Source organism: Candidatus Nitrosopumilus salarius BD31, assembly GCF_000242875.2.
Taxonomy (GTDB): Archaea; Thermoproteota; Nitrososphaeria; order Nitrososphaerales; family Nitrosopumilaceae; genus Nitrosopumilus; species Nitrosopumilus salarius.
This window is the reverse complement of record NZ_AEXL02000088.1, coordinates 1-4,010: the sequence shown is the minus strand read 5'-3', so window position 1 is coordinate 4,010 and position 4,010 is coordinate 1. Positions and strand designations below refer to the sequence as shown.

Here is a 4,010-nt window from a genome sequence, read left to right as displayed (position 1 = left end):
CTCAATATAGTGACTCTCCTTTGTCCCAAGATAATTCAAAGAGAGAGTTCATCATGTCAACCAAAGTTTCAGAATCAGACCACCATGCAAAGACTTGTCTTGTTGGGTGTGTGGCATTTCTCATAAAGATGAGGACTTCTTTTCTATCATTTACAATAAAGCATTTGTTATCGGAGTTCGAGGGTATTGCTCGAATTTTTCCAGAATGCATTTCAGAAAGAAATTCTGGAGTATTTATCAAAGGAGATACAATCATTTGAAGATTTGCAGGGGATTCGCATATCCAGTCAAACACATCAGAGTGATACAGTCTAAGCAAATCCGAGACACTGCCATAAATTCTAAAATCATCTGTGCTAGAATTCACCATTTCTTTAATTTTGTTAGTTATAGGTCCTGCCCCATGAAGTAACTGCATCTTTTCAGATTTTGACTCATCAGTCTCAACAGCAAAAAACGGAATTTCATTCCACATCTCAGAAAGAGATGCCTCCTTGTTTGCCAATACATCAATTCGTTCTTGCTCTTGTTTGACTAGTGTCGATATAGCATTATTCATTTCCATTGCAGTGTATTGTGTAGGATGAGATAATTCTGCAACTACGAGACCCATATTTTGTAATGAGTTTACCAGATGGTATGTCTCGGTTCTTGGTAATTGTAGAGCTTTTGCTATTGCAGACGCAGTTTTCGATCCATATTTTCCGAGATAGATGAATACTCTTGCCTGACTTTTTGTAAGACCAAAATTGATTAGTTCATTTTGAATTTTCTCAAGAATCAGTTTATGCTTGTACATTGCAGTGTCTGAATTATTATCAAAAAGGCTGATTTGTTCATCAATGTTCATTGCGATCACATATTTTACAGAAATGTGGCTATGTTTAGAATTGTTCGTTCATTTGAACAAACAATATTCTAGGCTCAGAAAAAATATCAAATTCACCATAAAAATGCAGAATGATAAAAAATTACCATATCAATCTACTGAATTAATTAAAATGTAATTAGCGGACCCGACCGGACTTGAACCGGCGACCTAACGCTCCGCAAGCGTTCGCACTATCCAAGCTATGCAACGAGTCCAAAAAGTTTGGGAGGTTTACGCTTAATTTGGATTGCTATCAGTCAAATTGATTGAGAAAAGATGTATGGAGTAGATTCAGTTTCATGAAAAGTCCAAGCAGTGGGCAAAGAAATAGTTTGGATTGATTTGAGATTATGTTCTTCGATAAGCGAGCCCCATCCTGCTTCATTTTTTGGATCTGGTGCATACTTTTGCGAAAATGTACCAGCAAAGACCCAACCAGCATTAGCCTTAAGATGAGAAATTGAATGAATTTTTTGCAAAACATCTTCAGCTAAGGCATTACCTCCCATTTGAGCAAGACCGCCAATGAAAAAAATTGGGTGTTTGAGATTTAATGAATTATAATCAAAGGTTGCAGCATCAGAGCAATGAGGGTGAAAATCAATTGTTTTATTCAAAAGTTTTTGCAAGTCTACTAGCATATCATCAATTTCAATACTAAAAGATTCCATATCCAATATTTTTGCACAAAATGCAATTCTGCCATCTCCCGATCCAATATCAATTACTTCAGAGAATCCCAAGTGTTTTGCAAATAACGTGACAACATAACCAGACATTATCCATGTAGGAGAAAAAGGAGCTTTGCTTGATCCGTGTTGAATACTGTTAAGCCAATACCGGTTAATGTCACCCTCATACACAACACAGTCAACCGAACCTATTTTCTTCTCAAAATAATTATAGTAGATTGGATTTTTTGTTGCAAACTGATGTAATGATTCCAAATGAGGTTCTGCAATTGGAAATAAAGAGGACGTTGATTTTGGGATAACTTCTTGAATCTGACTTTTACCATCATATGATTTTGCAAATTCGTTTTTTAATTCAACTAAATTTTTTGCGAGATCTTCAATCATGAGAAATTCCAATCTCATATTGATCTACAAATTCTTTAGTACTCATTTTTTGACGTAGTTCTTCAAACAATTTTGCATCAGATTCAATTTTTTCTTTTGATTTTTCAGTAGAATTTCCAGATTGTAATGCCCTAGTCATTTCTTGAATTGATGCAGTTAGATTTGCCATTATTTTAGGGTGAATAATAGAGTCAAATTGCTCAGAAATTAGTTTTTCAGTTTCTCGAATTCTGTCTAATAATTCATTAGACTTTGTCTGTTGTTTCAGCATGGTAGCCATAGAAGAGACATTCATGATTTGATAATATGTCTCAATGATTTCATGAATGTTCATATCAGTTTTGGAATTTGCGGTATTAATCAGATTTTGAAGTTTTAGATATTCAGAATGAAACATTTGAGAAATATCTTCAGCTGAAGCCATATAGAAAAATTAATGTTCAAATTTTTAAAAATGTTAGGATTATGCTTCTTGCTCTGCCTTTTTGACGAAAACATAATTCATTATTAGACCTGCAATAATTCCACCCAAGATTGGTGCTGCCCAATACATCCAATGGAATTCCCAGAATCCAGAGATCAATGCAGGACCAAATGTTCTTGCAGGGTTTACAGAAGCCCCTGTTAACGGTACTCCAACTAAGTGAATAAGGAAAATCATTCCACCAATAGCAAGTCCTTGAATTCCAGGAGTTGCTTTTTTGTGAACTGCCACCATGAAGATTACAGTTACCAAAAAGAATGTCAATACTGCCTCTACTGCAAAGCCAGAGCCAATACTGTTATTGATAAGATCACTTGGCCCACCTTGTGTTGCAAAGTTTACTTTGGCACCAAGTTCAGGCAAAATTGCTTTCAGTGTTGCTGCTGCTGCAACAGCTCCGATTAATTGTGAAATAATGTAACCAATACCATCTGCAATTCCAATCTTTCTTGTAATCATCATTGGGATTGTAACTGCAGGGTTGATGTGGGCGCCAGATATATGGCCAAACGCATATACCATTAACCCGATAGCTGCGCCGTGCCCGATTGAGATAAAGAAAACAGATTGTGTGGTAAGTTCTTCTCCAAAGGATGCAATAGCCAGAATTACTGAAAGAGGTCCAAAAAATACCAAACCATATGTTGCAATTGCTTCTGCAAGATATGCTCTAGGATTAACCATCAAGCAACAGCCATTTCAATTTCCATATAAAACATTCGGAGTAGGCTTTTGTTTATCTCAAGTGAAGTAATTAATTATGGGTGTAAATTGCTATAATTATTATGATTTCAGAGGGAGATATTGTTCCAAAATTTGAAATAAACGATGCTAATGGAAAAAAGGTAAAATCTACAGATTTTAAGGGTAAAAAACATGTGATCTACTTTTATCCAAAAGACTTCACGCCAGGATGTACTACTGAAGCTGATGAATTTTCAAAAGATTACAAAAAATTCCAAAAGGAAGAAATTGAAATAATTGGGATTAGTCCAGATGACGTTGAATCACATAAAAAATTCTGTGATAAGATGGGAATTAAATTTCCACTTTTAGCAGATGTGGATAAAGAAATCTCAAAAATGTTTGGTGTTTGGGGCAAGAAAAAATTCATGGGCAGAGAATACATGGGAGTGAATAGAAGCACATTTTTAGTAAATGAGAAAGGAAAGATTTTCAAAATTTACCCTAAAGTAAAACCTTCAGGACATTCAAAAGAAGTGTTAGATGACTTTCTAAATCAAATTAAAAATAATTAAAAGAAAAGATTGTTGAAAAATTAAAAGCCTTTTGGAAGTGTTCCTCTAGATTGTTTTTGTTGTTCAGGTTCAGGTTTTGGCTCAAAACCTTTTGGTAAACTACCACGTGTTTGTTGAGATCTAGATTTTGCTTCTGCCTCAATAATTTCCTGATAAGCTTTTTCTTCTTCAATTCTTTGTTGTTCGATTCTTTGCAAGTACTCAGTTTCATATTCTTCAAGTTGTTGTTTTCTGGATTTACCTTCACTGCCACTAGATGTGTTTTGTTGTGGAGGAGGTGTTTGTCCCATTCCTTTTGGTAATGTACCTTTTGCGGG

The 4,010-nt window shown here is 35.1% G+C and carries 5 protein-coding genes, 1 tRNA gene and 1 pseudogene; 1 reads left to right on the top strand and 6 read right to left on the bottom strand.

Annotated features, from left to right (window positions below):
* Window position 1: 1 nt before the first annotated feature.
* The 5 genes from BD31_RS04290 to BD31_RS04270 form a co-directional block, all read right to left on the bottom strand.
* Window positions 2–850: a TrmB family transcriptional regulator gene (locus BD31_RS04290; RefSeq protein WP_008299068.1), complete on the bottom strand. Its 849-nt coding sequence runs from the start codon at window positions 848–850 to the stop codon at window positions 2–4.
* A gap of 161 nt (window positions 851–1,011) precedes the next feature.
* A tRNA-Arg gene (locus BD31_RS04285) sits at window positions 1,012–1,086 on the bottom strand.
* 42 nt (window positions 1,087–1,128) lie between these two features.
* Window positions 1,129–1,950 carry a class I SAM-dependent methyltransferase gene (locus BD31_RS04280; RefSeq protein WP_008299071.1) on the bottom strand — a complete coding sequence of 274 codons (822 nt, stop codon included), beginning with the start codon at window positions 1,948–1,950 and terminating at the stop codon, window positions 1,129–1,131.
* Window positions 1,943–2,374: a hypothetical protein gene (locus BD31_RS04275; RefSeq protein WP_008299061.1), complete on the bottom strand. Its 432-nt coding sequence runs from the start codon at window positions 2,372–2,374 to the stop codon at window positions 1,943–1,945. Before BD31_RS04275 ends, BD31_RS04280 begins: the two co-directional genes overlap by 8 nt.
* 39 nt (window positions 2,375–2,413) lie before the next feature.
* Complete coding sequence (locus BD31_RS04270) at window positions 2,414–3,118, bottom strand: MIP/aquaporin family protein (RefSeq protein ID WP_048097443.1); 705 nt, start codon at window positions 3,116–3,118, stop codon at window positions 2,414–2,416.
* A 101-nt stretch (window positions 3,119–3,219) separates the two neighbouring features.
* Here BD31_RS04270 and bcp point away from each other — a divergent pair, with 101 nt between their 5' ends.
* Window positions 3,220–3,693 (top strand): thioredoxin-dependent thiol peroxidase, encoded by a 474-nt coding sequence (gene bcp / locus BD31_RS04265; protein ID WP_008299062.1) that lies wholly within the window; start codon window positions 3,220–3,222, stop codon window positions 3,691–3,693.
* Window positions 3,694–3,713: 20 nt separating this feature from the next.
* Here the strand turns inward: bcp and BD31_RS04260 are convergent.
* Window positions 3,714–4,010 (bottom strand): annotated as a pseudogene (locus BD31_RS04260) (trans-sialidase); the annotation flags it as partial.